This is a genomic window from Streptomyces sp. NPDC088732, assembly GCF_044751205.1.
Lineage (GTDB): Bacteria > Actinomycetota > Actinomycetes > Streptomycetales > Streptomycetaceae > Actinacidiphila.
Genome location: NZ_JBIVLI010000005.1, coordinates 229,657 through 256,557, shown reverse-complemented (window position 1 = coordinate 256,557; position 26,901 = coordinate 229,657). Strand labels below are relative to the sequence as shown.

27 protein-coding genes and 1 tRNA gene are annotated in these 26,901 nt (G+C 70.5%); 14 read left to right on the top strand and 14 right to left on the bottom strand.

Features of this window, described 5'->3' with window-relative positions; all coding sequences use genetic code 11:
• Nucleotides 1–3: 3 nt before the first annotated feature.
• Nucleotides 4–1,548: an MFS transporter gene (locus ACIP9H_RS11570; RefSeq protein WP_401958898.1), complete on the bottom strand. Its 1,545-nt coding sequence runs from the start codon at nt 1,546–1,548 to the stop codon at nt 4–6.
• 804 nt (nt 1,549–2,352) lie between these two features.
• Here ACIP9H_RS11570 and ACIP9H_RS11565 point away from each other — a divergent pair.
• The 3 genes from ACIP9H_RS11565 (at nt 2,353) to ACIP9H_RS11555 (ending at nt 4,057) form a co-directional block, all read left to right on the top strand.
• Nucleotides 2,353–2,520 (top strand): hypothetical protein, encoded by a 168-nt coding sequence (locus ACIP9H_RS11565; RefSeq protein ID WP_401587478.1) that lies wholly within the window; start codon nt 2,353–2,355, stop codon nt 2,518–2,520.
• 106 nt (nt 2,521–2,626) lie between these two features.
• Nucleotides 2,627–3,115: a hypothetical protein gene (locus tag ACIP9H_RS11560; RefSeq protein ID WP_401587475.1), complete on the top strand. Its 489-nt coding sequence runs from the start codon at nt 2,627–2,629 to the stop codon at nt 3,113–3,115.
• Between the two features lie 378 nt (nt 3,116–3,493).
• On the top strand, nt 3,494–4,057 hold the full coding sequence (locus ACIP9H_RS11555; RefSeq protein ID WP_401587472.1) for a hypothetical protein: 564 nt from the start codon (nt 3,494–3,496) through the stop codon (nt 4,055–4,057).
• 190 nt (nt 4,058–4,247) lie between these two features.
• Here the strand turns inward: ACIP9H_RS11555 and ACIP9H_RS11550 are convergent, their stop codons facing one another.
• Nucleotides 4,248–4,619: a helix-turn-helix domain-containing protein gene (locus ACIP9H_RS11550; protein ID WP_401587469.1), complete on the bottom strand. Its 372-nt coding sequence runs from the start codon at nt 4,617–4,619 to the stop codon at nt 4,248–4,250.
• Nucleotides 4,620–4,670: 51 nt separating this feature from the next.
• Here ACIP9H_RS11550 and ACIP9H_RS11545 point away from each other — a divergent pair, with 51 nt between their 5' ends.
• Both ACIP9H_RS11545 and ACIP9H_RS11540 read left to right on the top strand, forming a co-directional pair.
• Complete coding sequence (locus ACIP9H_RS11545; RefSeq protein WP_401958895.1) at nt 4,671–5,582, top strand: hypothetical protein; 912 nt, start codon at nt 4,671–4,673, stop codon at nt 5,580–5,582.
• Complete coding sequence (locus tag ACIP9H_RS11540) at nt 5,579–7,348, top strand: hypothetical protein (RefSeq protein ID WP_401587464.1); 1,770 nt, start codon at nt 5,579–5,581, stop codon at nt 7,346–7,348. Before ACIP9H_RS11545 ends, ACIP9H_RS11540 begins: the two co-directional genes overlap by 4 nt.
• 251 nt (nt 7,349–7,599) lie before the next feature.
• On the opposite strand, the gene ACIP9H_RS11535 is transcribed toward ACIP9H_RS11540, so the two are convergent.
• The 7 genes from ACIP9H_RS11535 to galU all read right to left on the bottom strand — a co-directional run bounded on the left by ACIP9H_RS11535 (nt 7,600) and on the right by galU (nt 12,655).
• Nucleotides 7,600–7,673, bottom strand: a tRNA-Ala gene (locus tag ACIP9H_RS11535).
• Nucleotides 7,674–7,730: 57 nt separating this feature from the next.
• Nucleotides 7,731–8,609 (bottom strand): hypothetical protein, encoded by an 879-nt coding sequence (locus tag ACIP9H_RS11530; protein WP_401587462.1) that lies wholly within the window; start codon nt 8,607–8,609, stop codon nt 7,731–7,733.
• Between the two features lie 140 nt (nt 8,610–8,749).
• Nucleotides 8,750–9,370: a GNAT family N-acetyltransferase gene (locus ACIP9H_RS11525; protein ID WP_401587989.1), complete on the bottom strand. Its 621-nt coding sequence runs from the start codon at nt 9,368–9,370 to the stop codon at nt 8,750–8,752.
• Nucleotides 9,367–9,855, bottom strand: coding sequence for a molybdenum cofactor biosynthesis protein B (locus ACIP9H_RS11520; protein WP_401587459.1), 489 nt, complete (start codon nt 9,853–9,855; stop codon nt 9,367–9,369). Before ACIP9H_RS11520 ends, ACIP9H_RS11525 begins: the two co-directional genes overlap by 4 nt.
• A complete protein-coding gene (moaC, locus tag ACIP9H_RS11515) occupies nt 9,852–10,334 on the bottom strand; it encodes a cyclic pyranopterin monophosphate synthase MoaC (protein ID WP_401587457.1) in 483 nt (160 codons plus the stop codon). The genes ACIP9H_RS11520 and moaC overlap by 4 nt, the downstream gene beginning before the upstream one ends.
• 54 nt (nt 10,335–10,388) lie before the next feature.
• Entirely contained in the window at nt 10,389–11,750 is a 1,362-nt protein-coding gene (gene glp / locus ACIP9H_RS11510; RefSeq protein WP_401587455.1) for a gephyrin-like molybdotransferase Glp, read from the bottom strand.
• A complete protein-coding gene (galU, locus tag ACIP9H_RS11505; protein ID WP_401587453.1) occupies nt 11,747–12,655 on the bottom strand; it encodes a UTP--glucose-1-phosphate uridylyltransferase GalU in 909 nt (302 codons plus the stop codon). The genes glp and galU overlap by 4 nt, the downstream gene beginning before the upstream one ends.
• 81 nt (nt 12,656–12,736) lie before the next feature.
• Between galU and ACIP9H_RS11500 the strand changes: the two genes are divergently transcribed.
• Entirely contained in the window at nt 12,737–13,336 is a 600-nt protein-coding gene (locus ACIP9H_RS11500) for a 5-formyltetrahydrofolate cyclo-ligase (RefSeq protein ID WP_401587450.1), read from the top strand.
• Between the two features lie 58 nt (nt 13,337–13,394).
• On the opposite strand, the gene ACIP9H_RS11495 is transcribed toward ACIP9H_RS11500, so the two are convergent.
• A complete protein-coding gene (locus ACIP9H_RS11495; protein ID WP_401587447.1) occupies nt 13,395–16,280 on the bottom strand; it encodes a penicillin acylase family protein in 2,886 nt (961 codons plus the stop codon).
• 210 nt (nt 16,281–16,490) lie between these two features.
• On the opposite strand from ACIP9H_RS11495, the gene ACIP9H_RS11490 reads away from it, so the two are divergent.
• The 4 genes from ACIP9H_RS11490 to ACIP9H_RS11475 all read left to right on the top strand — a co-directional run bounded on the left by ACIP9H_RS11490 (nt 16,491) and on the right by ACIP9H_RS11475 (nt 21,155).
• Nucleotides 16,491–17,990: a potassium/proton antiporter gene (locus ACIP9H_RS11490; protein WP_401587986.1), complete on the top strand. Its 1,500-nt coding sequence runs from the start codon at nt 16,491–16,493 to the stop codon at nt 17,988–17,990.
• Nucleotides 17,991–18,275: 285 nt separating this feature from the next.
• Nucleotides 18,276–19,520, top strand: a complete 1,245-nt coding sequence (locus ACIP9H_RS11485; protein ID WP_401587984.1) for an MFS transporter — start codon at nt 18,276–18,278, stop codon at nt 19,518–19,520.
• A 66-nt stretch (nt 19,521–19,586) separates the two neighbouring features.
• Entirely contained in the window at nt 19,587–19,916 is a 330-nt protein-coding gene (locus ACIP9H_RS11480) for an FmdB family zinc ribbon protein (RefSeq protein WP_401587444.1), read from the top strand.
• 228 nt (nt 19,917–20,144) lie between these two features.
• Nucleotides 20,145–21,155: a zinc-binding alcohol dehydrogenase family protein gene (locus ACIP9H_RS11475; protein WP_401587981.1), complete on the top strand. Its 1,011-nt coding sequence runs from the start codon at nt 20,145–20,147 to the stop codon at nt 21,153–21,155.
• A 61-nt stretch (nt 21,156–21,216) separates the two neighbouring features.
• Here the strand turns inward: ACIP9H_RS11475 and ACIP9H_RS11470 are convergent, their stop codons facing one another.
• Nucleotides 21,217–21,903, bottom strand: a complete 687-nt coding sequence (locus tag ACIP9H_RS11470; RefSeq protein ID WP_401587442.1) for a helix-turn-helix domain-containing protein — start codon at nt 21,901–21,903, stop codon at nt 21,217–21,219.
• Between the two features lie 278 nt (nt 21,904–22,181).
• Between ACIP9H_RS11470 and ACIP9H_RS11465 the strand changes: the two genes are divergently transcribed.
• Both ACIP9H_RS11465 and mscL read left to right on the top strand, forming a co-directional pair.
• Nucleotides 22,182–22,787, top strand: a complete 606-nt coding sequence (locus ACIP9H_RS11465; protein WP_401587439.1) for a hypothetical protein — start codon at nt 22,182–22,184, stop codon at nt 22,785–22,787.
• 215 nt (nt 22,788–23,002) lie between these two features.
• On the top strand, nt 23,003–23,479 hold the full coding sequence (gene mscL, locus ACIP9H_RS11460) for a large conductance mechanosensitive channel protein MscL (RefSeq protein WP_401587436.1): 477 nt from the start codon (nt 23,003–23,005) through the stop codon (nt 23,477–23,479).
• Nucleotides 23,480–23,509: 30 nt separating this feature from the next.
• Here mscL and ACIP9H_RS11455 read toward each other — a convergent pair whose 3' ends face one another.
• Both ACIP9H_RS11455 and ACIP9H_RS11450 read right to left on the bottom strand, forming a co-directional pair.
• The gene (locus ACIP9H_RS11455) at nt 23,510–23,719 is read right to left on the bottom strand and encodes a hypothetical protein (protein ID WP_401587433.1); all 210 of its coding nucleotides are present in this window, start codon (nt 23,717–23,719) and stop codon (nt 23,510–23,512) included.
• A gap of 140 nt (nt 23,720–23,859) precedes the next feature.
• Entirely contained in the window at nt 23,860–24,849 is a 990-nt protein-coding gene (locus ACIP9H_RS11450; protein WP_360916382.1) for a sigma-70 family RNA polymerase sigma factor, read from the bottom strand.
• Between the two features lie 187 nt (nt 24,850–25,036).
• Here ACIP9H_RS11450 and ACIP9H_RS11445 point away from each other — a divergent pair, with 187 nt between their 5' ends.
• Nucleotides 25,037–25,606 carry a GNAT family N-acetyltransferase gene (locus ACIP9H_RS11445; RefSeq protein ID WP_401958889.1) on the top strand — a complete coding sequence of 190 codons (570 nt, stop codon included), beginning with the start codon at nt 25,037–25,039 and terminating at the stop codon, nt 25,604–25,606.
• 52 nt (nt 25,607–25,658) lie between these two features.
• On the opposite strand, the gene ACIP9H_RS11440 is transcribed toward ACIP9H_RS11445, so the two are convergent.
• Entirely contained in the window at nt 25,659–26,162 is a 504-nt protein-coding gene (locus ACIP9H_RS11440; RefSeq protein ID WP_401958887.1) for a MarR family winged helix-turn-helix transcriptional regulator, read from the bottom strand.
• A gap of 106 nt (nt 26,163–26,268) precedes the next feature.
• Here ACIP9H_RS11440 and ribA point away from each other — a divergent pair, with 106 nt between their 5' ends.
• On the top strand, nt 26,269–26,898 hold the full coding sequence (ribA, locus tag ACIP9H_RS11435; protein WP_401958885.1) for a GTP cyclohydrolase II: 630 nt from the start codon (nt 26,269–26,271) through the stop codon (nt 26,896–26,898).
• Nucleotides 26,899–26,901: the final 3 nt, after the last annotated feature.

Genomic DNA, 26,901 nt, shown 5'->3' with positions numbered 1-26,901 from the left:
CGCTCACCGGCCCGTCCAGACCAGTTCGCGTGCGGCCTCGGCCGTCGGCTGCTGCGGGACTCGGGATCGGCTGCCCATGCCCAAGAAGACCGTGGCCATCACGGCGACCGCCGACACGCCGGCCGCGACAAGGGAAACGGTGTGCATCGCACCGAGGAAGGACGGCCCGGCCGCTTGAAGGGCGGCGCGGTTACCCGTCGCCAGGGCGGAGGTCAGCGAGGAAGAGGCGGCCTCGCGCACACCTGCCGGGACATTGGCGAGCCGGGCGTCCATGCCGCCCGCGAAGTGAGACCACAGGATCGATCCCAGGACCGCGACGCCCAGCGCGCTGCCCAACTGGCGCAGGGTGTTCAGCAGCGCGGATCCAGCGCCTGCTCGCTGCGGCGGCACGGAGGAGGAGGCCAGTGTCATTCCCGGAGACAGCACCAGCGCGAAACCGAACTGCAGCACAAAGGCTTCGAGCATGAACCAGGTGACGTTGGTATGCGCACCGAGACCGACCATGCCGACGAATGCGACAGCCATCAGGCCGAGCCCCATTGCCAGTGCGAACCGCGCGCCCATCCGCTGAGACAACCGCCGCGACAGCGGCGCGCCCAGTACGAGTCCCGCCGAGAGCGGAAGCAGCAGAAGCCCGGTCTGCAGCGGCGAGAAGCCCCGTTCCTCCTGGAGGTAGAAGGTGTCGACGTACAGGTAGCCGAAGACGACGAATGAGCCGAGGGTCAGCGCCGTCGCCGCGATGGTGAACGACGGGTGCCGGAAGAGGGCAATGTCGACCAAGGGCTCGTGATGACGGATCTCCGTGACGACCAGACCCAGCAGAACGACGATGCCCGCCATCAGGGGCACCAGGGTGCCGGCCGTGACCCATCCGCCCTCGTTGACGTGGATCACTCCGTAGACCAGCAGGGAGATTCCGGCGAGCGAGCCGGCCACCGGCTGAACGCGGAGATCACCCGAACCGCTTCCCGCGACCTCCGGGACCCAGAAGATCGTCGCCAGGAGTGCGAGCACGGCGAATGCGGCGACCAGTTCGAGGACCGAACCCCACCAGAGCCCTGCGCTGAGCATGACCCCGCCCAGCAGTGGACCGAGTGAGAGGGAAAGACCGGACGCCGCGGCCCAGATCGTGATCGCCCGGGCCCGGTTCTCCGCCGGGAAGATCCGGAGGATCGCCGCAAGGCTGGTCGGCATGATGGTCGCCGCGGCAACGCCGGTCAGTGCGCGCATGACGATCACCCAGGCAACCGAGTCCAGGCACCCGGCGATCGCAGTGGTGAGCGCGAATCCTGCCGTGCCCCAGACCAGCAGACGCTTGAGCCCGAACCGGTCGCCCGCGTTCCCCGCGACCAGCAGAAAGCCCGCGAAGGTCAACGTGTACGCGTTCAGAATCCACTGCTGGCCCGTGGCCCCGGCACCGAGTGCCTTCTGCATCTGTGGAAGCGCCACATTGAGGATGGTGCTCCCCAGAAGAACCACGGCCACCGAGAGGGAGAGCGCCAGCAACGCCCTCCCGGGCCGGAAGGCAACCGACGTGGCGGTCGTCATCGCAACACCCCTCATCCCAAACTTGAACACCGTACAACTTGAACATTGCTCAATTTACGCCGCAGATTTGTTCGAGTCAAACGCGAACCCTGAGGTCCGCAGGCAGATCGCGCCCGCACGATGAGGTGCCGCAGGGCAACGGTGTCCTGGCCGCGCCCGCTGGCACGGGACGGCGCCCTCCCGATGCCCGGTTGATGCGGTTCTCGGTGCTCAAACCGGCGCAACATCGGCGGATGCCCCCGAAGCGCGCCAGCCCGCACTACATCGGCCGCCACGGCACTGGACGGGACTCGGAGGATGTTCTGCTGAGCGGGATCCCGCTGCTGCTTACCACCGAACACGACCGGTCGAGCCAGCCTTCTACGGACAACCTCGGCCTGGCCCGACGCTCTGGCCGCACGAAGCGTCGCACACCAGAATCGGCAGTCACTTGACATATGGCATCGACCGCTCTCCCGGCTCAACCCAGTGGCTATTTGTCTAGCCGCGTTCGATGCTGCTCTCATGGATGTCCTTGCTCCTCGATTTCGCCGCATGGCCACCCTCGTCGCGATCGACACTGATGAGAGGGTGGCTCTTTTCCCGTGCCCTGATTCGGATCCGTCGCATTGGGCCTTGCCTCAAAGTTCCCTCAGATCGACGGAGTCCTACGCGGAAGCCGCTGCTCGAGTGGCGGAACGCTACTTCGGAGGGCGAGCCGTGCGTTGGGGCTCCGTAATCGGGCGACGCTGGGCCCGTCCTCCGGACGGCACATCGGCCGTACGGGTGGAGGAGCACGTCTTCCTCGCGCGCATCGGCCCCCCAATGCTCTCTGCCCCATTCGCCACCGACCTCCCCGACCTGAAGGCTCGGTGGACGCCGCGGGCAGTACTTGACGATGTCCTTCGGGAACCCCACTCCGACCGCACCACCGATCTCGTCGACGGCTACCTCGACGGGTGGCTGCCGGCCGGACCGATCACGCTCTTCTGAGATCCGTCGAAGACCGTCGGCGACGTCTGGCCAATTGCGGGCGATGACTCGTCTCCGACTGCTCCCATCGACGGACTCCCCTATAGATCCCCCACAAGGAGCGGCCATGCCAGTGCACGCCATCGAGGTCACCTTGATTCGCCCAGCCCTCAAGAGAGAGCTCAGGGCTGCCCGACACAAATGCCCAATCCCGCTGGCGGTTTCGGCCGACCGGACCCGTCTGCTCACCGTGATCAGCACTGCGAACCGGCAGGTTGCTCTGAGCGGCGTCTGGGCCGCACTGGGCGACCTGCTGCCCATCGACACCTTGTCCACCGCATATCCTGGCAAGGACGGCATGCACTTGCTCAGTGTGCAAGTAAGCGACGAGGTCTACGCGAGGGTGCGAGATGCCGCTGCAGCCTCCGGGCAGGATCCGGATGAGTACGCGACTCGGGCCCTGCGGGACGGCATGTCCCGAGATCGAGCCGATGAGGCCGCGCGTCTGAACACGCTGCTGGACCGCTTGGTCGCCGAGTTCGGGCCCGAGCAGATTACTGCCGCCGCAGCTCGCCGGATCGCTCTGCAATCAGAGGCCGTCACAGCCAGCGGATAGCAAATGCCGGCACCCCTCAGGGACTTCAGTACGTCGATCGCACAGTCCAGGCACGAGCGTCTCGGCACCCGCCCCGGCGCTGCGGACGCAACCCCAGTCGAGCTACGCCGAGCCGGCTCGCATGGCCGACTGGTACATCCGCCCCAAGCACGCACAACGGCAGGAGACACCGACCCGTCAGGCTCGCTTCCAGGCAGTCCGGCAGTAGCAACCAGACAAGGCACCTGGTCGGTTGCAACCGTCGCGTGCAGTCCAGAACCGACCGTGTCTGGCAAGGTCTGTTTTCCGACGCCGGATTTCCTGGATCTTGGCCCGTCATACCCGACAAGTCCCCTACGCTTGCGCCTGGTTGATGTTGGCCGTGACACAGGAGGAAGCATGCCGATGGAATCAGGCGCGCATTCCGCCGTGCTGGACACCCTGACCTTGGTGCACGAGCAGATGAAGGAGCAGCACGAGGGCTGTTCCACTCTGCGATCGCAACTCGCCCAAGCCGAGGGGCGCCTGGCCCGTCTCGAGGCCCTCTACGCGTCACTCATCGAGTCGCTGCCCGACCTGGGCGTCTCTCCGCAGCAACCACGCGAAGCGACTGAGGGCGAAACCGTCGAGGGTCAGGACGCAGAGGCTGAGGACCTCACCCCAACAGACGATCCTCAGCCTGCCATGACGGAAGTCGATAACGAGTCAGGCACGGCAACGCTTCCGGACCTGATCATGAACCTCATGGCAAGCGCGAACCGGCCCCTGCGCGTCAGTGACGTCCTGGAAGCCATCAACCGCCTGAGAGATCAGGGAAGAACCGACAAGTTGCGCAGCTCAAAGCGGCCCACCGAGAACGTCCGAACGGCCCTGAATCGCCTCGCGCGCAAGGGCCTTGTAGTCAAGGTCTCCCGCGGTGTCTACGAGATCGCTCGCGCCGACAACACCTCGGAGGCCGCCTGACGCAGACCACGCGCTCCTGGTCACTGCTTCAGGGGTGGTGCCGCCGGGGTGGAGCCCGGCGGCACCTCACGTGCCCCTGATCATGGTTCACGTACACCCGAGATTAGTGGAGAGCATCTCCGCTCGGGGGCGCGTGGCCGATTTCACCCTGCCATTCCACCGTAGAATGTGCGGAAAGTAGGCATACGTGTCAGTTCATGTCTCCAGCGACGGCCGACGCCGGGCTCGTCGCCCCGGGCCACAACGGCATCCCGAGACCGTCCTCAAGCCGGCTGACGGTGACGACGTCGGGCCAACTGTCCCCACGGAGCAGGTTCGCGATGACCTGCCGGTTGATCCCGCTCAGTTGCGCCAACTGCCTCAGGCTGAGGCCCTGACGCGCCATCTCGCGCTCCAGGGCCCGCGCGAGGGCCTGGACGACACCCGCCTGCGGGTGCCCGGGCAGCGGCGCGTGGGGCCACAGGTCCGGGTCCACGGCAAAGTCCCTCGGGGCCGTGCTGCGGTGCGTGCCACCGGGCATCGAGATGCGCTCCTCCACGTCGACGTGCACTATGTCCAGCAATGCGGCTATTTGATTAGCCGCTATTCGTGGCACGTCGTGCTGGAGCCAGAAATGAGTCATGCGATCCTGCGGTACCGCCCGAAAGACGCACCGCCGGAGTGGGAGGCGGTTGCCGACGGCGTGCGGATGCTGGTCGCGACCGTGGCCGACCACGTTCCGTACCGGCTCACCACGGTCTTGCGTGTAGTGGCGATGCTCGCTGTCCATGCCGAGCGAGCGGGCGTGCCCCGCGACCCGGCTGTGTGGCTGGACCAGTCGACCATCACCCACTGCCTGCTGACGGGCACGAAGCACGCTCCGAGCACGCTCCAGACCTACGCATCGCTGCTCAGCAGGGTCCGCGAGGTGCTGGTCTGGGTCGAGCGCGGCGAGCCGGCGCGGCCGCACCTGAGCGCCGACCGATCCCGCGCGCGGCCCTACAGCGCGAGCGCCCTCACCCGCCTGGCCGTGTGGGCGGACAACCTTCCGCCCACCCCCACCGGCCGTGGCAACGCCCGGGCGATGCTTGCTCTGGGTGCCGGCTGCGGCCTGTTCCCCGCAGAGATGCTCGCTGTGCGCGGGACAGACATTCACGTCCTGACCAGCGATGCGGTTGTCGTCCGCGTTCCTGGCAGCGACCGGCTGATCGTCTGCCGGTCGCTCTGGGAGGAGACCCTCGCCGAACTCGCCAGCAACGCGGGCCACCGGTACCTGTACGCCCCGGACCGCGAGGTGGAGCACCCGAAGAACGCGATCAGCAACTGGGTCGACAGAAACCGGCCTCGTGATCGCAAGGTCCCCGTCCCGGACATGAGACGCCTGCGCGCGACCTGGATCGTCTCCCTCCTCCGCGACCGCGTCCCTTCCGACCTCGTCGCCAAGGCCGCCGGCCTGCAGTCCGCCGCCTCTCTCGCTCCCTACCTGGCCTGGGTGCCCGAGATCTCCAAAGACGCCGCCGTTCGCCTGCTGCGGGGGTGGGCATGACGCACAAGCGTGAAGAGCGCAGGCCGGCGCCGTCACCGCATCCCTCCAAGCTCAACGACCGCCATGTGCGGCAGGTCCGCGACCTCGTCCGGGCCAGCGGAATTCTCGACGAGCTCGCCCCGTTGGAGGCCGCCCGTCCTGGTCCTCGCGGTCTTCCTGCCGAAAGTGTGCTGGTCGGCCTGATCCTCGCCGCTCGCGAGACACGCAGTACGAACATCGACGACGCCTGGGAGTGCATGCAGTTCCGGCTGCGTAAGCACTGGCTGAAGTACTTCGAGCTCAGGCCGGTCGATGCGACGGACATCGATGCCACGCACGCCTCGGCGAAGCGGTTCTACGATGCGTGGTCCCGCATCACGACTCTGCTGGACCCGGCCCGGCATGACCGGCGGACCCGGATGGCCCGCCACGAAACAGAGCCTTACCGTCTGGCCTGGGCACATCCGCGCAATCTCGATGCCTCGCACGCGCTTTCGCGCATCGCCAACCAGCTTGTCCTGGTGCCCGTCCGCATTGCCGTCGCCCGCGGTCTGATGGACGACTGGCGTGGCGATCTGTCGGTGGACACAACCGCGGTCCCTACCTGGGCCCGGCCGAGCACCAGGCGACACGCGTCGCTCGAAGTGACGGCCGGCCTGCACGTCTCCGGCGGCGGTGATGAGACCTTCGGCTACAGCGCCACGCTGTTGGTGGCGGGACATAGCGACCCGGCCACCTCCCGTCGCTACCCCCAACTGTGCATGGGCATGGCCGTCCACGCGCCGAGCAAAGACATCGGTCCCCAAGCCGTCCGCCTGCTGCAGATCGTCCAACGGCTCTGGCCCGTCAAGGGATTCATCGCCGGGGACCTCGCCTACTCCGATGCCAAGGTCGAGAACTTCCACACCCCCGTACGCGCCCTCGGCTACAAAGTCGTCCTCGACTACAAGACCACCATGGTCAAGAAGGAGAAGGACGCCCCCGAAGGAACCATCGCCATCGCGGGCGATCTGCTGTGCCCCCACACACCGCAGCGGATCATCGACGCCTACCACCAGATGTCCGCAGCGAAGAGCAGCTCCCAGAGAGAAGAACTGCTGCCCCTCATCGTCCAGGCAGACCCCTACGTCCTGCCCCTGAAGCAGTCGGCAGACCACCGCGGTCTGGAACGCCGCCAGTGCCCCGCAGCAGGCACCAGCCCGCGCGTCACCTGCCCTTGGGCCCAGGAGCGCGACGCGGACGCCGACCGATCGCGGCGTCGCACACAGCCTCCACGTCCAGGCCGTGCCGCGCACACCGTCGACCTGGACAATCCGCGCGCCCGTCGCGCCCATCCCGGGGCACGCCCAACGGTACGACCGCCCCACAGTCCCAAGCACCAACGTCCCGCGATCTGCCAGCAGTCCACGGTGACAGTGCCGGCCGACGTGATGCCCAAACTGCGCCAGGAACTCCCCTGGGGCCGGGCGCTTTGGCAACGCGCCTACCGCGGCCTGCGCAGCCACATCGAAGGGCTCAACGGCCGCGCCAAGAACGTCGACACGTTTCTGCACGCCCGCGAGAAGCGGCAGAGCCGCGGACGGGTGGCGCAGACCCTGCTGACCGCCGTCCAACTCATGGTCGAGAACCTGAGGACCATCGAGTCGTTCCTCCGCGAGCGACGCCTGTGGAAGGCGGAGTACTACACGATCGGCCAGGTTCCCCAGACGCCCGATCCGTACGAGGCGACGGATCTCCTCGAAGAGAGCGACATCGCCACCCCGCCGCCCGAGAACCCCGTCACGTAGACGTCCGGCAGGCACAAGCGAAGCCACACCGCCGCGCCGTGGGACCACCAGCACTCCGGTCCCACGGCCGCTTCGCCATGCCCGCGCAACCATCGCCGGCTCCGCTCGACGTGCCCACGGCACCGAACGGGGCTTCCCGAAGCGGCATCCGTGCCGTACCCAGCCTGAAATGCAGGAAATCCCACCCAGACAACCGATCTGGATGGGATCTCGTGAACCGTTCCCGACCTAAGTCGTGAACGGCCCTGTTGTGGACCTGAGGGGATTCGAACCCCTGACCCCCTCGATGCGAACGAGGTGCGCTACCGGACTGCGCCACAGGCCCTTGCAACGAGGAAAACTCTAGCACCCCGGCGGGGGTGCTCCGCTCACCCGGTGCGGATCACTCGTTGGCGGCGCGGGGGCGGTCGCGGTCGGAGTGCTGGTCGAACAGGGGGGTGCGGGAGCGGTCCCGGGTGCGGCGGGGGGCCACGGGGGCGGTGGAGAAGGTGGGGCGGGGCGCCGGGACTTCCCAGGCGTCCTCGGTGGGGGTGCGCTGCTGGTCCACCCACTCCGCGTGGTCGGTCTGCTCCACGAGGGCCCGGCGGTCGGCGGTGGCCGGCTCCTCGGCCGGGGGCAGCGGCGCGGGCTCGGTCGCTTCGGGGGCCTCGGGGGCGTGCTCGCGGGCCGTACGGGCGTCGCGGAGGCGTTTGGCGGCCTCGGCGGCGCGGCGCTGGTCGAACTTGACCTCGAAGCGGCGGCGCTCCTGGGCCCGCAGGTGGGCGATGTAGAACGTGAGCAGCACCGCCGGGATGCCCGGGGCCCACAGGAAGGCGACGCCGCCGACGGCGGCCACGATCATGCCGAAGGTGAAAGCGAGGAAGAGCAGCGTGGTGGTGCGCCGGCGCGCGGCGAGCACCTTGGCCCGGGGATTGGGCTTCTTGGCCTTGAGCTGCGCCCCGGCCTGCGCCTGCGCTGACCCCTGGCCCTGCCCCTGCGGCTTGGCCGCCAGTGGCCTGGGCTGCGCCGGCACCTCGGGCGCGGGCACGGCAAGGTCCCGGACGTCGACCGTGGGGTCTCCCTCGGTCTCCTCGTCCGGGTCCGCCGTTTTGGCGTACCTGCGCTCCAGCGCCGCGCGTCCGGACAGCAGCCGGATCGCGGTGCTGAAGCGTTCCGTCGGGCGCGCTTCGTTGAGCTCGTCCTGCCTACGGAGCCACATCGGCACCAAGTAGGCAGCCCAGGCCCCGACGATGACTGCGTAAATGAGGCCGCTGCTGCTCACGCCTCACACGGTAGGGGGGTTCGCGACGACGGATACGCAATTTGGCGCGGTGTGTCGCACGATCTGGCTGATACGCCGAAATTTTTTTCTGATTGCGTTCGTGCGAGGGCCGAAACGGCGACGAATTTCGAACAGATATCTTATTTGTGAGCCGTACCGGGTCGCGCCTGGTGCCACCGGTTCAGCATCCCCTCCGGCACCTCCTCGGCCGTCAGCGCGAACACGAGATGGTCCCGCCACGCCCCGTCGATGTGCAGATAGCGGGGGCGCAGTCCTTCGTCGCGGAAGCCGAGTTTCTCCACCACGCGCCGGCTCGGCCCGTTCTCCGGCCGGATGCACACCTCGACGCGGTGCAGGCCGACCGCGCGGAAGCAGTGGTCCACGGCCAGGGCGACGGCGGTCGGCATCACGCCGCGCCCCGCGACCGCCTCGTCGACCCAGTAGCCGATGTGGGCGCTGCACATCGAGCCCCAGGTGATGCCCGCGACGGTGAGCTGCCCGGCCAGCCGCCCCTGGTAGTCGATGACGAACGGCATCATGCGCCCCGAGGCGGCCTCGTGGCGCAGGTGCCGGACCATCTGCCGGTAGGTGGGCCGCAGGGCCACGTGGCCGGGCGGGGCGGGCGGCACGGTGGCCTCCCACGGCCGCAGCCAGTCGCGGTTGCGGCGGTTGACCTCGCGCCAGGCGCGCTGGTCGCGCATCTTTATCGGGCGGAGGAGGACGTCCCCGTCCACCAGCTCGGCCGGCCAGGACACGTTCAGCTCGGTCTCCCAGACGTAGGGTGATCGCCCCCGCGGAGCTGGTCGACGGCGTGCACGAGGAGCGGGGCCAGCACGGCCAGCCCGTCCTTGACGCCGCCGGTCGATCCGGGGAGGTTCACCACCAGGGTGCGCCCGGCCACGCCGCACACGCCACGGGAGAGCACCGCCGTGGGCACCTTCTCGCGGCCGGCGGCGCGCATGGCCTCGGCGATCCCCGGGACCTCGTAGTCCAGTACGTCGCGGGTCACCTCGGGGGTGCGGTCGGTGGGCGAGATCCCGGTGCCGCCGGTGGTGACCACGACGTCGTAGCCCTCCGCCACCGCCTGCCGCAGGGCCTGCCCCACCGGATCGCCGTCCGGGACGACGCGCGGGCCGTCCACGGCGAAGCCGAGCTCCGTGAGCCCGGCGACGACAAGGGGGCCGCCGCGGTCCTCGTAGACCCCTGCGGCAGCCCGGTTGGAGGCGGTGATCGCGAGTGCCCTCATCGGTCGCGGCTCCAGTCCCCCGACGCGCCGCCGGTCTTCTCCTCGACCCGTACGTCCGTGATGACCGCGCCCTTGTCCACGGCCTTCACCATGTCGACCACGGTGAGCGCGGCGACGCTGACCGCGGTCAGGGCCTCCATCTCGACGCCCGTGCGGTCGGTGGTCCGCACCGTGGCGGTGATGTCGACGGAGGAGTCGCCCACGGCGAGGTCGACCTTCACGCCCGAGACGGCCAGCGGGTGGCAGAGCGGGATCAGGTCGGGGGTGCGCTTGGCGCCCATGATGCCGGCGATGCGCGCGGTGGCGAGGGCGTCGCCCTTGGGAACGCCCTCGCCCCGCAGCAGTTCGACGACGCGCGCCGAGACCAGGACCCGGCCGGTGGCGCGCGCGGTGCGGGTGGTGATGTCCTTCTCCGACACGTCGACCATCCGGGCCGCCCCCGCGGCGTCGATGTGCGTCAGGCGCTGCTGTTCTGTCATCGCTACGGACACTCCCACTGCTCGCGCGTGCTCGCGTGGGAGTACGCTACCCGCTCAGTCGAGCAGGACCACGTCGACCTCGGAGCCCGCGGCGATCTCCGTGACGTCCTCGGGAACGACGATCAGCGAGTTGGCGTGGGCGAGCGCCCCCACCAAGTGCGAACCCGCCCCGCCCACAGGGGTGACCGTGCCCGTCGCGGCCTCGTGACGGCCGCGCAGGAACTGGCGCCTGCCCTTCGGGGACGAGGTCACGCCCGTCGGGCAGACCGCCCGCACCGACGGCCGGTGGATGGGCTCGACACCCATCAGCGTGCGGATCGCGGGGCGCACGAACAGCTCGAAGGAGACGTACGCGCTGACCGGGTTGCCCGGCAGCGCGACCAGCGGGGTGCGCTCCGGCTCCGCGGCCGCCTCCTCGTCCTCCGCGGCGGCGTCGGTCGTCGGGGGCTCGGCACGGGCGCCCGCGTCGACGAAGCCGAAACCCTGCGGCTTGCCGGGCTGCATGGCCAGCGTGCGGAACTCGATCTCCTCGCCCAGCGCCTCCTTGACCACGTCGTACGCGCCGACGCTGACACCGCCGCTGGTGACCACCAGGTCGGCGCGGATCAACTGGTCCTCGACGGTGGCGCGGAAGGTCTCGGCGTCGTCGGCGACCGCGCCGACGCGGTACGCCTGGGCGCCCGCGTCCCGCGCGGCGGCGGTGAGCATGAAGCTGTTGGAGTCGTGGATGCGGCCGGGACCGAGCGCCTCACCGGGCGGCACCAGTTCGCTGCCGGTCGACACCACGACGACCCGCGGCCGGGGCCGCACCCGCACCGCGGCTCGGCCGACGGCGGCGAGCAGCGCGATCTGCGGCGGCCCCAGCACCGTGCCCGCGGCGAGGGCCAGCTCACCGGCGGTCACGTCGCTGCCGCGGGCCCGGACGTGGGCGCCCGCCTCGACCTGCCGGTAGACCCGGACCTCGCCGGACGACGCCCCTGGCGCACGGCTCGCCGCGGCCATGCCGCTGACGGGCCCCGGCTCGCCGCTGCCGCCGTCGGTCCACTCGACCGGGACGACGGCCTCGGCACCGGGCGGCAGCGGCGCGCCGGTCATGATGCGCGCCGCCTCCCCCGGTCCGACGGTCGGCGGCTCGCCGCTGCCGGCCGCCACGTCGCCGATGACGGTCAGTACGGCCGGATGCTCGTCGTCCGCGCCCTGGGTGTCGGTGGTGCGCACCGCGTAGCCGTCCATCGAGCTGTTCTCGAAGGGCGGCAGCGACACCGGCACCATGACGTCCTCGACGAGCACGCACCCCTGGGCGTCGAGCAGTTGCAGCTCGATCGGCTCCAGGGGTCTCAACTGCCGGAGGATGTTGTCGAGATGTTCCGAGACGGACCAGACGCGATCGGCACCGGCGGCCGTACTACTGCTCAAGCCTGCATCTCCTCGTTGACATACGAACGCAGCCAGGTCCGGAAGTCCGGGCCCAGGTCATCACGTTCGCATGCCAGTCGGACAATGGCACGCAGATAGTCGGCACGGTCTCCGGTGTCGTAGCGCCGGCCCTTGAAGATCACGCCGTGCACGGGGCCGTCGGGGCCGCCCGCCTGGGCCAGTTCGCGCAGGGCGTCGGTCAGCTGGATCTCGCCGCCGCGGCCGGGCTGCGTCTTGCCCAGCACGCCGAAGATCGCCGGGTCCAGGACGTAGCGGCCGATGATGGCGTACGCGGAAGGCGCCTCGCCCGCCGCGGGCTTCTCGACGAGGTCGGTGATCCGGACCACGTTGTCGTCGTCGGTGGGGACGACCGCCGCGCTGCCGTAGAGGTGGATCTGGCTGGGGTCGACCTCCATCAGCGCCACGACGCTGCCGCCGTGCCGCTCCTGCACGTCGATCATCGTGCTGAGCAGCGGGTCGCGGGGGTCGATCAGGTCGTCGCCGAGGAGGACCGCGAAGGGCTGGTCGCCGACGTGCGGTTCGGCGCAGAGGACCGCGTGGCCGAGGCCGCGGGGGTTGCCCTGGCGGACGTAGTGCATGGTGGCCAGGTCGCTGGACTCCTGGACCTTGGCGAGCCGGGACTCGTCGCCCTTGCGGGTCAGGGCCTCTTCGAGCTCGTAGTTGCGGTCGAAGTGGTCCTCGAGCGGGCGCTTGTTGCGGCCGGTGATCATGAGGACGTCGGAGAGGTTGGCCGCGACGGCCTCCTCGACCACGTACTGGATGGCGGGCTTGTCCACGACCGGCAGCATTTCCTTGGGTGTCGCCTTGGTGGCGGGAAGGAAACGGGTGCCGAGGCCGGCTGCGGGGATGACAGCCTTGCTGATCCGAGTACGCGCGTGAGTCATGGTCTGCACAATAACCGCTGTATATGAGGTGAAGATGAAGTTCCGGTTGCTTGACGGCGGTAGGCGGCGTTTGTGAGCCAAATGAATAGCGGTCACGGTAGCAAAGCAGGGTTGCGAGAAAACCTCATCCGGGTGAGGAGCGGGTTGACGAACAGCGTCCGGACGGAGGCGGAGCGGCGAATCGCCCACCATGCGCTGGAGTTGCCCGAGCTGTCCGGGAAGTCCCGGACCGTGGCGGCCTACGTCTCGATGGGCACGGAACCGGGCACCCGCGCGCTGCTGGAGGCACTGCGCGAACGCGGCGTGCGGGTCCTGCTGCCCGTCCTGCTCCCCGACAACGATCTGGACTGGGGCCCCTACGAGGGCCCGGACGCGCTCGTGCGGACGTCCCGGGGCCTGTACGAGCCCACCGGCCCCCGCCTCGGCCCCGACGCCGTCACGGGCGCCCACGCCGTGCTGCTGCCGGGCCTGGCGGTCGACACGCGCGGCCTGCGCCTGGGGCGCGGCGGCGGCAGCTACGACCGCGTGCTGGCCCGGCTGGAGGCGTGCGGGGCGACGCCGGCCCTGGTGGTCCTGCTGTACGGGCACGAAGTCCTGGAGCGCGTGCCCGCCGAGCCGCACGACCGGCCGGTGGACGCGGCCGTCACCCCGGACGGCGTACGGCGGTTCGGGCCGCGCTGAACGCGAGGAGGGGCGGGCCCCACGGGCTCGCCCCTCCTGGTACGTGCGCGTCAGCGGCTCACGGCGTCAGCGCGAGCGTGTCCTGCGTCTTGGCGTCGACCGAGGGCTTGGTGAACGCCCACGGCAGGAGTTCGCCCTTGGCCCACTTCGTCGTCTGGTCCGAGTAGTGCGAGCTGTAGGCGTGGCCGGAGGCGCCGGTGAGGTTGATCCACCGCGACTTGTCGAAGTCGTCCAGCGAGACCACCATCCGCATCGACGGCACCCAGACCACCTCGTAGCCGCCGGCCGCGTTCCAGCCGGTGGCGTCGACCGCCGCCTCGCCGCCGCCGAGGTTCCAGGGCCCGCGGTTCAGCAGCCAGCGCACGACGGCCGGGCCGCCGGTGCCGAGCGTCTGGTTGCGCAGCTCCAGCTGGTGCAGCCGGCCCCAGCTCCAGGTGTCGATGTTCTTGCCGAGCTTGGCCGTCAGCTCGTAGCGGGCGTCCTTCATGGCCTGGGCGAGCAGTTCGTCGCGGGTCGTGCGCGGCTTGCCGCTGTCCTTGTCGAAGAAGGCCGTGGGGGACGTGGTCCACCACGGGTTGTCCTCGTCCTTGATGATCGACCGCACCACCTCGAACCAGCGGTCGCCGCCGTCCGGCTGCGCCTGGTCCGCGTCGCGCTGGCCGCACTCGCGCACGAGCTGGGACTTGCCGCTCAGGTCGTCGACCGGACCGGACCGGTCGGCCGCCGGCACGGTCAGGCACTGCCCCTTCGGGCGCAGTTCCTTGGGCAGCTTGTTGCCGAAGGCGAGCTTGAGGGTGTTGCGCCAGACCGCGTTGAAGTAGGCCGCGGCCGCGGAGTCCGCGTCCTGGTTGTAGTCCCAGCTCTCCAGCAGCTTCTGCGCGTTGCGGACGTAGTCGTCCTTGTCGTTCTTGATGTCGATCTTCAGCAGGTACGGCACCAGCAGCTTGGCGATCTCGCTGCTGTTGTCGCTCTGCATCTTCTGCATGTCGTCCATCGAGACCAGCCCGCTGTCCTTGATCTTGGACGCGATCAGGTCGTTGATCCGCTGGCTGCGCGTGCCGTAGCCCCAGTCCTGGGTGAGCAGGTAGGGGTACTTGTGCTGGTCGACCACGGCCTGGTTGGCGGTGACGATGTAGCCGCGCGGCGGGTTGTAGTCCCAGGGCATGGCGTCGAAGGGGATCGGCTTGCCCCACTGGTACTTCGGGTCCCAGCCGGGGGCCGGGTAGGTGCCGTCGTAACCGGCGGCGCGGGTCGGGACCTGGCCGGGGGCCTGGTACCCGATGTTGCCGTGGGCGCCCTTGCCGTCGGCGTAGATCAGGTTCTGCGAGGGGACCGCGAAGTCGCGGGCCGCGGCCCGGAACTCGTCCCAGCCGGTCGCGGTGTCCAGCTCGAACACCGCGTCCATCGTCTTGGACGGCTGGAGGGCGGTCCACTTCAGGGAGATCGCGTAGCCGTCGCCGCGGTCGGGCGCGGAGTTGTCCACGGGCGCCCGGTCGCCGACCTTGAGCAGCTCGGAGCTGCGGTCGGAGACCACCGGGCCGTTGTTGGTGCTGCGGACGGTGATCGTGCGGTCCGCTCCCCCGGCGACCTTGATCGTCTCCTGGCGGGTCTGCAGCGGCCGCTGCTTGCCGTCGTACAGGTAGGTGCTGTCGGAGAGCTTCTCCAGGTACAGATCGGTGACGTCGGCACCCAGGTTCGTCATGCCCCAGGCGATCGACTGGTTGTGGCCGATGACCACGCCCGGCATGCCGGAGAAGGTGTAGCCGGCGACGTCGAAGGGGCAGGCCTGGGAGACCGTCGTGCAGTGCAGGCCCATCTGGTACCAGAGCGAGGGCATCTGGGGCGCCAGGTGCGGATCGTTGGCGAGCAGCGGCTTGCCGGTGGTGGTGTGCTCACCGTCGACGACCCACGAGTTGGAGCCGATGCCGTTGCCGTTGGGGCCGAGCAGCGCCGGGATCTGGTCCAGGGTGCCGGAGAGCGAGGCGAGCTGCGACTGCAGGTTGCCGGCGGCCTCGTCGACGGTGGAGCCGGTGCCGCCGTCGGTGCCGGTACCTCCGTCGGTGCCTGTGCCGGCACCTCCGTCGGTGCCTGTGCCGGTACCGCCGTCGGTGCCGGTGCCTGTGCCTCCGTCGGTGCCTGTGCCCGTGCCGGTGCCCGTGCCCGAAGTGTCGCCGGACGCGCCGCTCGTGGCGGTGCCGGGCGGTTCGTACGCACCTGTGACGGTATTGACCGTTCCGCCGTCGACGATCGCCTGGTGCCGCGCGTACGGGTACGCCGGGTACAGACTCGCGATCTGCTGGGGGTTCAGCCGGCTGGTCAGCAGCGCGCGGTCGATCTCGTCCTGCATGTTGCCGCGCAGGTCCCAGGCCATGGCCTTGAGCCAGGCGACCGAGTCGACCGGCGTCCACCGCTCCGGGGTGTAGTCGTTGGTCAGCTGGAGGGCCGCGTACTCCACGGACAGGTCGGCGCCCTTGTGACCGTCCAAGTAGGCGTTGACGCCGTCCGAGTAGGCCTGCAGGTAGTCCTTGGTGGTCTTCGACAGCTTCGTGTCGTACTCGGCCTGCGCGACCCGCCGCCAGCCCAACGTGCGCAGGAAGGCGTCGGTCTCCACCTGGCCGCTGCCGAACATCTCCGAGAGGCGGCCGGCGGTCAGGTGCCGGCGCACGTCCATCTCGTAGAAGCGGTCCTGCGCCTGGACGTACCCCTGGGCGCGGAAGAGGTCCTGCGGGGTGTCCGCGTAGATCTGCGGGATGCCGTTGCCGTCCCGCTTGACCTGCACGGGCCCCGACAGGCCCTTGAGCTGCAGCGTTCCGGTGGTCTGCGGGAGGGAGGCGCGAACGGTCGCGACGCTCCAGTACGACCCGAAGGCGATGCCCGCCACCAGCAGGAGTACGACCCCGATCACGATCAGGCGCACGCGGCGGGACTTTGTCTTGGGGGGCATCGATGTCCTTCGAGGGCAGGGTGGACCGATTGCTAGGGGCCACCTTAGGCGTAGTGTCCAGCCGCCTCCCAAGCGGTGCCGGGAGCGGGGACGGAAGCTGTACGGAAGCGGTGCAGAAGCCACTCCCGGACGGGCCGCAGAGATCGCAGCGACCCCAAGCGCAGGTAAAATGTTAGGCAGGGCAACGAACTGCGGTGAAAGGAACGGCTCCTGACTGTCAACCGCCTCAACGAGCTCCTGCTGGTGTGCGCCGCCGTGCTGCTCATCGCGGTGATCGCCGTGCGCCTTTCCTCGCGCAGCGGACTGCCCAGCCTGCTGATCTACCTGGGTATCGGCGTGGCGATCGGGCAGGACGGCCTCGGCGTGAAGTTCGACAACGCCGAACTAACCCAAGTGCTAGGATATGCCGCACTTGTGGTGATTCTTGCCGAGGGTGGTCTGGGCACCAAGTGGCGGGAGATCAAACCGGCGATGCCGGCCGCCACCGTGCTCGCGACCTTCGGGATCGCGATCAGCGTCGGCGTCACCGCGGCGGGCGGGCACTACCTCGTCGGACTCGACTGGCGGCAGGCGATCCTCATCGGCGCCGTGGTGTCCTCCACCGACGCGGCGGCGGTCTTCTCCGTACTGCGCCGGGTCCCGCTGCCGACCCGGCTGACCGGTGTCCTGGAAGCCGAGTCGGGCTTCAACGACGCACCCGTGGTCATCCTGGTCGTCGCCTTCTCCGAGCACTGGCCGGTGCACAACTGGGGCGTCCTGCTGGGCGAGATCATCCTGGAGCTGGCGATCGGCTGCGTCGTCGGCCTGGCGGTCGGCCTGCTCGGCGCGTACGCCCTGCGCCACGTCGCGCTGCCCGCCTCCGGCCTCTACCCGATCGCGGTCATGGCCATCGCCGTCCTCGCCTACGCGGGCGGCGCCATGGCGCACGGCTCGGGCTTCCTCGCCGTCTACGTCGCCTCCGTCGTGCTCGGCAACGCCAGGCTGCCGCACCGGCCGGCCACCCGCGGCTTCGCCGAGGGGCTCGCGTGGATCGCGCAGATCGGGCTGTTCGTGCTGCTGGGCCTGCTGGTGACCCCGCACGAACTGGGCGACGACATCGTGCCGGCGATCGTCGTCGGGCTCGTGCTGACCATGGTCGCGCGGCCGCTGTCGGTGGCGGCGAGCCTCCTGCCCTTCCGCATGCCCCTCCGCGAGCACGCGTTGATCTCCTGGGCGGGACTGCGCGGCGCGGTGCCCATCGTGCTCGCCACCATCCCGATGGTGGCCCAGATCGAGCAGAGCGAGCGGATCTTCAACATCGTCTTCGTCCTGGTGATCGTCTACACCCTGGTGCAGGGCCCGACCCTGCCGTGGATCGCCAAGGCCCTGCGCATCGACGACCCGGGCGAGGCCGAGGACCTGGGCATCGAGTCGGCCCCGCTGGAACGGCTGCGCGGCCACCTGCTGTCGATGCGCATCCCCACCCGGTCGCGCATGCACGGCGTGGAGGTCAACGAACTGCGGCTGCCGCCCGGGGCCGCGGTCACACTGGTCGTCCGCGAGGGCAAGAGCTTCGTGCCGCTGCCGACGACCGTGCTGCGGACCGGCGACGAACTCCTGGTCGTCGCGACCGACCCGGTGCGCGACAAGGCCGAGGCGCGGCTGCGCGCGGTCGGCCGGGGCGGCAAGCTGGCCGGATGGCTGGAATCAGGGCGCGAAACCAGCCGTTAACATAGCTGCACGACAGTCACCACCAACTCTGCCTGACGCAGAGCTGGCGCGACCGCCCGGCGGCCGGACACCCGGTATCTACCTCGGTCAAGCGCGAGAGGACAGCTCTCGGCGCACCGTACGCGACCAGACGTCCAGGGTGCGCTACCAGGCGGCAGAAAGGCCCGGGCCGTGGCATCCACGGTCGATCGATCCTCCGGTTCTCCCCGTCCCTCACCTCGTACGCCGCACAAGGCGCGCCGGGACCGTGCGTCGTCCGGCGCGGGACGGCCCGGCTACGGACAGCTGCTGCGCACGCCCGGAGCGTGGACGTTCCTGCTGCCCGGCTTCACCGCCCGGCAGCCTTTCGCGATGCTCACGATCGGCATCGTGCTGCTCGTGCAGCACACGACCGGCTCCTACGGCACCGCGGGAGCCGTGTCCGCCGTCACCGGCGTCGCCATGGCGCTGTTCGCCCCGCAGAGCGGCAAGCTCGCCGACCGCTTCGGGCAGGGCGCGGTGCTCGTACCCGGCGTGCTCGTGCACACGGCCGCCGTGACGCTGCTGTCACTGCTCGCCCTCGCGCACGCCCCCCTGTGGGCACTGCTGGCGGTCGCGGTGCCGGCGGGTGCCTCGGTGCCGCAGGTCGGGCCCATGGTGCGCGCACGCTGGGCGGCCACCCTGCCGGAGAAGTCCCCGCTGCTGCCGACCGCCGCAGCCTTCGAGTCGGTGACCGACGAGTTCACCTTCGTCATCGGCCCGGTGCTGGCCACGGCCCTGTGCACCGGCGTCCACCCGGCGGCCGGGCTGCTGGCCGAAGCCGGGCTGACCCTGGCGGGCGGCCTGGTCTTCGCCGCGCAGCGACGGACCGCGCCCGCGCCGGCCGCCCGCGCCACGGGCGGCACCCGCGGACGGCAGCCCTCGGCGCTGACCGTGCCGGGCGTGCGGGTCCTCGCGGTCGCCTTCCTCGGCATCGGCGCGGTCTTCGGCGGCATGCAGGTCTCCATGACGGCCTTCACCGAGGAGATCGGCCGGCCGGACATCAACGGCCTGCTGTACGGCACCTTCGCCGCCGGGAACATGCTGGCCGGCATCGTCTGCGGCGCGGTGGCCTGGAAGTCCGGGCCCCGGCGGCGGATGGTCATCGGCTACACCGCGCTGACCGCGGCCACCTCGATGCTGTGGGCGGCACACGCCGTGCCGCTGCTCGGCGGGCTCGGGCTGCTCGTCGGGCTGACCATCGCCCCGGCACTGATCACCGGCTACACCCTGGTGGAGTCGCTGGTGCCCGCGCAGGTCCGCACGGAGGCGTTCACTTGGCTGACGGGCGCGGTCGCGCTCGGGCAGGCGGCGGCGGCCACGGCGGCCGGCCGGCTCGCGGACGGCATCGGTGCGAGCGCCGGATTCACCGTGCCCCTGGCCGGTACCGCACTGGCGCTGATCACCTTGCTGGCACTGCGCGGCAGGCTCGCTCCGCAGTCCGCGGGACTGGTCGCGGCACGTGGGGACGGCAGTGGTATCGGTCACCGAGTGCCGGTCACGGTGGACTGACGCCGCGGAATGCTGCACTATTGACCGTCGTTAGCACTCACTGAGTCAGAGTGCCAGGAGGAGCAAGTGCCGACCTACCAGTACCAGTGCACCGAGTGCGGCGAGGGCCTCGAGGCGGTGCAGAAGTTCAGCGACGACGCGCTCACCGAGTGCCCGGCGTGCCACGGCCGCCTGCGCAAGGTCTTCTCCGCGGTCGGCGTTGTCTTCAAGGGTTCCGGTTTCTACCGGACCGACAGCCGCGGCTCGTCGTCCAGCAGCGCCCCGGCGGCCAAGGCCGGCAGCGGTTCCGAGTCGAAGTCGTCCGCGTCTTCGTCGTCGTCCTCGTCCTCTTCGACGGGTTCGTCCTCGGGCACCGGCGGCTCCTCGTCCAGCTCGGCGAGCACCTCCGCCGCCTGAGCGGAGGGCTTCGCGTGTCCGCACACGCGGATCCGCCCGAGCGGCGCCCCACTTTCGGGTGAAGGCCCCCGTCGGCAACGACCGGGGGCCTTCGGCGTACGCCCGCTCGCGGGGTGAGCGGGACGGGCAGGGTGAACCGGGCCGTGGCGGGCGGCCCTGCCGCCGGTATCGCCCCCGGCCGGTTTCACCGTGCGCGGCGACGGCTGCGGGCCACAGACTGGAGACATGCTGAGCGGTTGGGTCGTCGACCGGCCCGGGCCCATGATCACGGAGCCGTTGGTGCGCGTCGCCCGGCCGAAGCCGGTGCCGGGACCGACGGAGCTGCTGCTGCGCGTCGAGGCGTGCGGCGTCTGCCGGACCGATCTCCATCTGGCCGAGGGGGACCTGCCCCCGCACCGCCGGGAGACCGTGCCGGGGCACGAGGTCGTCGGGCGGGTCGTCGCCATGGGCGATCTCGCCGCCCGCTTCGCCGAGGGCGACCGGGTCGGTGTGGCCTGGCTGCGCGGCACCTGTGGGAACTGCGCCTACTGCCGGTCCGGACGGGAGAACCTGTGCCCGTTCTCCGTCTACACCGGCTGGGACGCGGACGGCGGCTTCGCGGACTTCACCACCGTCCCGGAGGACTACGCATACGCGCTGCCCGAGGACGCCGACGGCCACGACGCCGTGCACCTCGCGCCCCTGCTGTGCGCCGGGATCATCGGCTATCGCGCACTGCGCCGCAGTGACCTGCCGCACGGCGGACGGCTGGGCATCTACGGCTTCGGGGCGTCGGCGCACATCGCCGCGCAGGTCGCCCTGGCCGAGGGAGCGACGGTGCATGTGCTCACCCGGTCCCAGAAGGCCCGCGAACTCGCGCTGGAACTCGGTGCGGCCTCGGCGGCCGGTGCCGACGCCCGCCCCCCGGAACCGCTCGACGCGGCCATCCTCTTCGCGCCCGTCGGCGACCTGGTGCCGGTCGCCCTGGAGGCGCTGGACCGGGGCGGCACGCTGGCCGTCGCCGGCATCCACCTCACGGACATCCCCTCGCTCAACTACCAGCGCCATCTGTTCCAGGAACGGAATCTGCGCAGTGTCACCTCCAACACCAGACAGGACGGACAGGAGTTCCTGGCCCTGGCGGCCAGGATCGGGATCCGGGTGACGGCCACCCCGTACCCGATGGACCACGCGGACCGTGCCCTGGCGGATCTGGCCGCCGACCGCGTCAACGGCGCCGCCGTGCTCGTCCCGGGCTGACGGCGGGCGGCGGGCGGCTCCGGGCTCCCGGCTCCCGGCTCCCGGCTCCCGGCTCCCGGCTTCAGTCGACGCGTATCAGGCACCCCGTGACGTTCGAGGGGACGATCCGTATCCACAGGTCGTGGGTGCCGTCGGCCCACGGGTCGGGGTGGGCGTCCCTGGCGAGCGCGCGCACCTCGTCGGAGTCGGTGACGTGCTCGACGTTCCCGAGAAGCAGCACGCTCCAGCCGGCGCTGAGGGACGCGTCGAACCGATCGACCTCGAAGGCGACCTCGGTGCCCCGCCCGGCGGCCGGCGGGGTGTGCGGCGCCGTGCGGTAGACGATGGTGCCCTCGACGACGGAGTAGATGACCGGCAGTACGGCGGGATGGCCCGTGGCGGTGGTCAGCGCGACCCTGCCGACGTCCTGCCCCGACAGCCGGGTCCAGCACTCGTCCGCGCCCAGGTCGCAGGGCACCGGCTGGCCGGTCACCACATCGTCGGGACAGCTTTCGAGGTCACCCCCGAGCAGGCGGCTGGCCGTGGTCCGCAACGCGCCCGCGAGACGGAGCAGGGCGTTGGTGCCGATGCTGTGGTGGCACTGCTCCTCCACGTAGCGCACATAGCCCGGGGTCATCCCGGCCCGTGTGGCCACTTCCTCGCGGCTGAGCCCCAATTGCTCCCGCCGCTCCGCGACGCGGCGGGACACGTCGCCGGGGTGGGACCTGGAGTTTCCGGACAGGCCGTCGTGCAAGGTCTGCCTGGGCACGTCGACCACCTCCCGTTGTCGGGCTCAGGCGCTTCGTTTCGCTCTCCAGCACATCACCGCCCGGGCCGTGCCGCCAGGTCTGAATCCGCGGTCCCCTCGACCGGGCGACGAAGTTATCCACAACCGGTGAGTAATCCACAGGCCCGGAACGGCCGTCGGCGCGGTGGGGCATCGTGGTCCGTGCCGGTCCGACGACGAGAGCGGCGGCGAAAGCGGCGAGAACAAGTGACGGCACGTGGCCGGCAAGCGGTCAGCAAGTGGCGGAGGTGGCCCCAGTGATGGGTGAGAAGAGCGTGAACCGGGTGAACAGCGTGAACAGCGTGGGCGATGTGGCGGCAATGGCGGCACCAGCGACAGCGGGTGCGATCTCCCGGTCGGGCGCCGGGGCTCCGGCACCGCGCACGGTTCCGGATTTCGCGCCGATCAGGGCGGGCGGCGGGAGCCACCGCTTACGGCGGCTGCTGCGCCGGCGCCGCCGGGTGGTGGCGGCGGGACTTGCCATGACGGCCGCGGCAGTTGCGGCCACCGCGCCCCGGGAGGCCCCTCGGCCCGCGTGGTCCGGCCGGGCGGGGCCCGCGCCCGCGGTGGCCGCCGCGGCGCGTGACACGGTGCGCGCGCCCGTGCGGATCGCGGACGCGGAGGCGGTACGGCTCGTGCGCCCCGGCGACCGGGTGGACGTGATGGCCGCGGCGCGCATCGTCGCGCGGGCCGCGCCCGTGGTGGACGTACCACGGGAGTCCGACGGGTTCTCCGGTGTGCTCGGCCAGGACGGCGCGGGCGGCGGCGCGGACGGGGCGCTGATCGTGCTCTCGGTCCCGCGCGACACGGCCGCCGCGCTCTCCGGGGCCGCAGCGGGGACCCCTTTGTCCCTGGCGCTGCGGTGAAGGCGACGGCCACGGACGGTGGCCGCGGGCCCGGACCCCCGGGGCGGAGGGGGCGGGTCGGACAGGGGTGTGTCGCGCGGCGCCCAAGCCCGTACCCTCAGAGGCCGAACCGCTCACGGACCCCAGGGTTCCGCCGTCCGTCCCGTGGTGGGCCCGCTGACGCGTCAGGGTTCCGTAGGCCGAACATGCACGGTCGTTCGAAAGGAAATCGTCCCTTGAAGGGCTTCAAAGCCTTCCTTCTGCGTGGCAATGTCGTCGAGCTCGCTGTCGCCGTCGTCGTCGGCGCGGCGTTCAGCAAGATCGTCGATGCGTTCGTGAAGGGCCTCATCAACCCGGTGATCGGTGCCATCGGCACCAAGAACCTCGACGGCTACATCGTCTGCATCGAGAAGCCCTGTGTCGCCTCCGGCGGCGAGCTCACGAAGGGCGTGGGCCTGCTGTGGGGCTCCGTCGCCGGTGCCGCGCTGACCTTCCTGATCACGGCCGCGGTCGTGTACTTCCTGCTGATCCTCCCGATGAACAAGCTCAACGAGCGCCGCAAGACAGGCAAGGAGGAGGCGCTGCCCGGCCCGACCGAGCTGGAACTGCTCACCGAGATCCGCGACCTGCTCGCCCGCCAGCAGGGCAACGGCGGCGGTCACACCATCCCGTCGCCCTACGACCACGGCGGCGGGAACCGGACGCGCCAGTAGGCGCGGCGCGCACGGGCGCGCATGTCCGTCTCAGATGTGGTGCGGGGGCTTCTCGTCGAGGAAGCGCGCGAGATCTCCCGCACCGCCCTGCCCCTGCCGGTCGCCCCAGCCGGCGTCGGTGTCGTCGCTCGACTGCCGGTCCAGCGGGTCGTCGAAGACCAGCGCCGTCGCGGGGTCGCGTGGTTCACGCGGCCGGTCGGGTGCGGGCTGCGCGGCGGGGTGGGGATCGGAACTGCTCATGGGCTCCAGGGTACGGGGGTCCCGTACCGGGCCGGCCCGCTCCGGACAGGGGTCGGGCCCCGGTGCAGGGGGGTGGCACCGGAGCCCGAGTCTTGGGTGGGGGGTAGGTGCGGGCGCCGCAAAGGACGCCCGCCGGGGGGTCAGGCCGCCTCGATGGACAGCCCCGTCTGGCGCGCCATGCGCTTCAGGTCGGCCAGGGCGTGCTTCTCGATCTGCCGGATCCGTTCACGGGTCAGGCCGTGCTGCTTGCCGACCTCGGTCAGCGTCCGCTCGCGGCCGTCCACGATCCCGTAGCGCGCCCGGATGATGGACGCGGTCCGGTCGTCGAGCCGGTCGATCAGGTCCTCCAGTTCCTCACGCCGCAGCATGACGAGCACGGAGTCCTCCGGCGAGGCCGCCGAGGTGTCCTCGACCAGATCGCCGAACTGGGTCTCGCCCTCGTCGTCCACGGACATGTTGAGGCTCACGGGGTCGCGCGCCCAGTCCAGCACATCGGCGATGCGCTCCGGGGTGGAGTCGAGTTCGGCGGCGATCTCCGCGGGCTCCGGGTCGCGTCCGTGCTCACGGTTGAACTCGCGCTGCACCCTGCGCACACGCCCCAGCTCCTCCACCAGGTGGACGGGGAGCCGGATCGTGCGCGACTGGTCCGCGATGGACCGGGTGATCGCCTGGCGGATCCACCATGTCGCGTACGTGGAGAACTTGAAGCCCTTGGCGTAGTCGAACTTCTCGACGGCGCGGACCAGGCCCGCGTTGCCTTCCTGGATCAGGTCCAGCAGCGGAAGGCCGCTGCGCGGATAACGTCGCGCGACGGCGACGACAAGACGCAGGTTGGACCGGATGAAGACGTCCTTGGCCCGCGCACCTGCGGCGGCTATCGCCTCCAGTTCCTCGCGGTCGGCGCCGCCTCCCGAACCCAGCTCCTCGCCTGCGAGGAGCTGCTCGGCGTAGACGCCGGCCTCGATCGCCCTGGAAAGCTCGACTTCCTGCGCGGCGTCGAGCAACGGCGTGCGCGCGATCTCGTCGAGGTACATGCCGACGAGGTCGCGGTCGGCCATCTCGCCGTGGCCGTGCGCGCGGGCGCTGCTCTTCCCGCCGTTGGTGCTGCGGGCGACGGCACGGGTTGCCATGCGTGCTCCCTTGCGAAGGTTCGGTCGGGTGTCGGTCGAATGAGCCGCCTCTCAGCAGCTTCGCGACTACCTCTCGGCTGCCCACTCGAAAAGTGATAACGACTGGAATCCGGACACAATTCCCATGCGCAGCCCCATTTTTTACGATCTTGCAGTACCCTGTCCGGCCACAGCGAGAGGTGGATCATTGCCGAAGCCCCCGGAAGTGCAGGTCAGACCGGGTCGGGAGGAGGACCTGCGGGCCCTCACCGAGCTCTACAACCACTACGTCCGCGAGACGCCCGTCACCTTCGACCTGGAACCGCTTTCCCTGGAACAGCGCCGTCCATGGCTGCTCTCCCACCCGAAAGACGGACCGCACCGCCTTTTGGTTGCCCTCGAATCCACAGAAACCCTCGAATCGGCCGCAACTCCGGACACCCCGGCCCCGGCCGGCCACCTCCTCGGCTATGCGACGAGCAGCCCGTTCCGCCCGAGGGCGGCCTACGCGACCTCGGTGGAGACCTCTGTGTACTGCGCCCCCGGCGCGGTCGGCCTGGGTGTGGGCAGCCTGCTCTACACCGCGCTCTTCCAGGCTCTGCGGAACGAGGACGTGCACCGCGCGTACGCGGGCATCGCCCTGCCCAACGAGGCCTCGGCGCGGCTGCACGCCCGGTTCGGCTTCCGCCCGGTCGGCGTCTTCCGCGAGGTCGGCCGGAAGTTCGGCCGCTACTGGGACGTCGCCTGGTACGAGAAGGAGCTGACGCCCGTCGCCTGACCCGGGCCCCTCCCGGCCGCGCCCTTCGGAGCCGCCGGGCGCCGGGCGCCGGTCAGCGCAGCCAGGGCAGGTCCGAGACCGTCCCCTTCCCGGGCTGGAGTCCTTCCGCGATGGTCCGGCAGATCTCGCCCAGTTGCCGGGTCTGCTCCGGCGAGAGGCGGTCGAAAATCGCCCCGCGCACCGCCTCGACGTGCCCGGGCGCGGCGGCGGCGAGCGCCGCGAAGCCCTCGTCCGTCAGGACGGCGAGCTGGCCGCGCCGGTCGGACGGGCAGCTCTCGCGCCGCACCCAGCCGTTCTCCTCCAGCCGCGCTATGGCATGCGAAAGCCGGCTGCGCGTAATCTTCGAGCGTTCCGCGAGCTCCGTCATCCGCATCCGGCGCTCGGGCGTCTCCGAGAGCCACACCAGCAGCGAGTAGTAGGCGTGCGGCATGTTCGCGTCGCGCTGGAGCTGCCGGTCCAGGGCGTCGGAGACCAGCTGGGTCGATGCCATGTAGGCGCGCCAGGCGCGCTGCTCCTCCTCGCTCAGCCAGCGGGGTTCGGTCCTGCTCGTCGTCATGTGCCCATGGTACGAATTTATCTTGAAACCTCAAGCAATTAGGGGTACCGTCCACCCTGCTCGCTTGAAAGTTCAAGAAACACCGGGCAAGGAGCTCCAGGAACCGATGACCACCTCACCCGCGCTCCCCCAGGCCGCGATCCGTACCCGCGTGAGCGTCCCGCTGCGCTTCGCCGACGGCTGGACGACCTCCGCCGACGTTCTCACCTTCACCGGCCTCGCCGACGGCAAGGAGCACATCGCGCTCGGCCTCGGCGATCACGAGGGGGCGCCGGTACCGCTCGTGCGACCGCACTCCGAGTGCCTGACGGGCGACGTGTTCGGTTCCCAGCGCTGCGACTGCGGGCCCCAGTTGCGGGAGGCGGCCGAGCGCATCGCCGCCGAGGGCGGTTATCTGCTCTACCTGCGCCAGGAGGGCCGCGGCATCGGCCTGTACGCCAAGCTGGACGCGTACGCCCTCCAGGACCGGGGCCTGGACACCTACGCCGCCAACCGCGCCCTCGGCCGGGCCGACGACGAGCGCGACTACACCGCCGCCGCCCAGATGCTCGGCGCGCTCGGCGTGGACACGATCCGTCTGCTCAGCAACAACCCCGACAAGGCGGAGCAGTTGTCCGCCCTCGGTGTCGCGGTCGCCGAACGCGTGCCGACCGCCGTGCACCTCTCGCCGGCCAACGTCCGCTATCTGCGCGCCAAGGCCGAGCACACCCACCACACCCTCGACCTCCCGGCCTGAGGA

Excerpts from the sequence above, each read along its gene's own strand:
- ACIP9H_RS11570 (WP_401958898.1), bottom strand. The coding sequence starts at position 1,548 with ATGACGACCGCCACGTCGGTTGCCTTCCGGCCCGGGAGGGCGTTGCTG.
- ACIP9H_RS11565 (WP_401587478.1), top strand. The coding sequence starts at position 2,353 with ATGCTCTCTGCCCCATTCGCCACCGACCTCCCCGACCTGAAGGCTCGG.
- ACIP9H_RS11560 (WP_401587475.1), top strand. The coding sequence starts at position 2,627 with ATGCCAGTGCACGCCATCGAGGTCACCTTGATTCGCCCAGCCCTCAAG.
- ACIP9H_RS11555 (WP_401587472.1), top strand. The coding sequence starts at position 3,494 with ATGCCGATGGAATCAGGCGCGCATTCCGCCGTGCTGGACACCCTGACC.
- ACIP9H_RS11545 (WP_401958895.1), top strand. The coding sequence starts at position 4,671 with ATGAGTCATGCGATCCTGCGGTACCGCCCGAAAGACGCACCGCCGGAG.
- ACIP9H_RS11540 (WP_401587464.1), top strand. The coding sequence starts at position 5,579 with ATGACGCACAAGCGTGAAGAGCGCAGGCCGGCGCCGTCACCGCATCCC.
- ACIP9H_RS11520 (WP_401587459.1), bottom strand. The coding sequence starts at position 9,855 with ATGAGGGCACTCGCGATCACCGCCTCCAACCGGGCTGCCGCAGGGGTC.
- moaC (WP_401587457.1), bottom strand. The coding sequence starts at position 10,334 with ATGACAGAACAGCAGCGCCTGACGCACATCGACGCCGCGGGGGCGGCC.
- galU (WP_401587453.1), bottom strand. The coding sequence starts at position 12,655 with ATGACTCACGCGCGTACTCGGATCAGCAAGGCTGTCATCCCCGCAGCC.
- ACIP9H_RS11500 (WP_401587450.1), top strand. The coding sequence starts at position 12,737 with ATGAATAGCGGTCACGGTAGCAAAGCAGGGTTGCGAGAAAACCTCATC.
- ACIP9H_RS11495 (WP_401587447.1), bottom strand. The coding sequence starts at position 16,280 with ATGCCCCCCAAGACAAAGTCCCGCCGCGTGCGCCTGATCGTGATCGGG.
- ACIP9H_RS11465 (WP_401587439.1), top strand. The coding sequence starts at position 22,182 with ATGGGTGAGAAGAGCGTGAACCGGGTGAACAGCGTGAACAGCGTGGGC.
- ACIP9H_RS11455 (WP_401587433.1), bottom strand. The coding sequence starts at position 23,719 with ATGAGCAGTTCCGATCCCCACCCCGCCGCGCAGCCCGCACCCGACCGG.
- ACIP9H_RS11450 (WP_360916382.1), bottom strand. The coding sequence starts at position 24,849 with ATGGCAACCCGTGCCGTCGCCCGCAGCACCAACGGCGGGAAGAGCAGC.
- ACIP9H_RS11440 (WP_401958887.1), bottom strand. The coding sequence starts at position 26,162 with ATGACGACGAGCAGGACCGAACCCCGCTGGCTGAGCGAGGAGGAGCAG.
- ribA (WP_401958885.1), top strand. The coding sequence starts at position 26,269 with ATGACCACCTCACCCGCGCTCCCCCAGGCCGCGATCCGTACCCGCGTG.